The organism is Olleya namhaensis, from assembly GCF_900114005.1.
Lineage (GTDB): Bacteria > Bacteroidota > Bacteroidia > Flavobacteriales > Flavobacteriaceae > Olleya > Olleya namhaensis.
This window is the reverse complement of the sequence record NZ_FORM01000035.1, coordinates 1-1,030: the sequence shown is the minus strand read 5'-3', so window position 1 is coordinate 1,030 and position 1,030 is coordinate 1. Positions and strand designations below refer to the sequence as shown.

Here is a 1,030-nt window from a genome sequence, read left to right as displayed (position 1 = left end):
GCTCTTTCTAATTTTCCAGCATGCATTAAAGAAAGTCCTCTGTCAATGAATGAAGCCATATCAGTACTGTCTAGTTTAATTGCTTCTGTAAAGTCAGAAATTGCTAAATCATATTTTTTAATTCGATCGTACGAAAGTCCACGATTTATGAAACAAGTTTTTTGGACACTTTTTTCTTCGACTATTTCTATCAATTCAGTATAATTTGAAATGGCTTCTTGAAAATTTCCCGATTTGAAATTCGAGTTTCCAGAAGTATATAGTTCAGTCGCTTTATTCTGTGAAAAAGCTGTTGTGGAAACTAAAATTCCAATAAGAAGTATTAATGTTTGTTTCATTTTTCTAATGTTGCCTAACGTCTCTGTGTATGGAAAGTTGCGTTTTTGTGTGCGAGGAATTTCCGAAGGAAATTCAGACGTAACAAAAATGCAACGACCTTTATTTAAGCACTAATGTAGCAATTTTTTATACACGTTGTTCTACACCGTTTTTTATTCAGCTTCATTCCGTTAATTCGTTCTATAAAGTTCGTTACTTATTTTAGAATATTCATTATTAATTTTTGAGTCCGAATATAATTTCAGCGTGTCATTTTGAATTGAAAATTTTACATTTACAAAGTGTTTCTTTTTCGATTTGCGTTTCGGAAACCTACTTTCAGTCAAAGATTCCGTTGAGTTTAAATTCAGCGTGTCATTCTGCAAATTCCATTTACCATAATCCTTAACAGAAACTTGATTATGAGACCATCTGTCAAAATAGTAAGTGGAATCAGAATAAATTCGCAGAGTTAGATAATCATAACCAAATCTTCCACCTTTAAATTCCGCAAAATTGTCTTTTTCAGAATTCGGATTTTTGAAGGATTTGCAAGAAATGATTGTCATTAAACCTAAAACTGCAAGTATGTACTGTCTTTTTTTCAAATGGTGTAGAACGGTCTTGTATAAGATTAGTTGCGTGGTTTAAGCACTAAAGTTAACAAATAAATCACAGATAGAAAGTCCGCGAGGACTTTCGTAAGTAGGCA

At 32.1% G+C, this 1,030-nt stretch carries 1 protein-coding gene; it reads right to left on the bottom strand.

Annotated elements, in window-relative coordinates; all coding sequences use genetic code 11:
• A partial coding sequence (locus BMZ09_RS16010) for a tetratricopeptide repeat protein (protein WP_394364792.1) occupies positions 1 to 338 on the bottom strand: 338 nt, incomplete at its 3' end.
• Between the last annotated feature and the right edge of the window lie 692 nt (positions 339 to 1,030).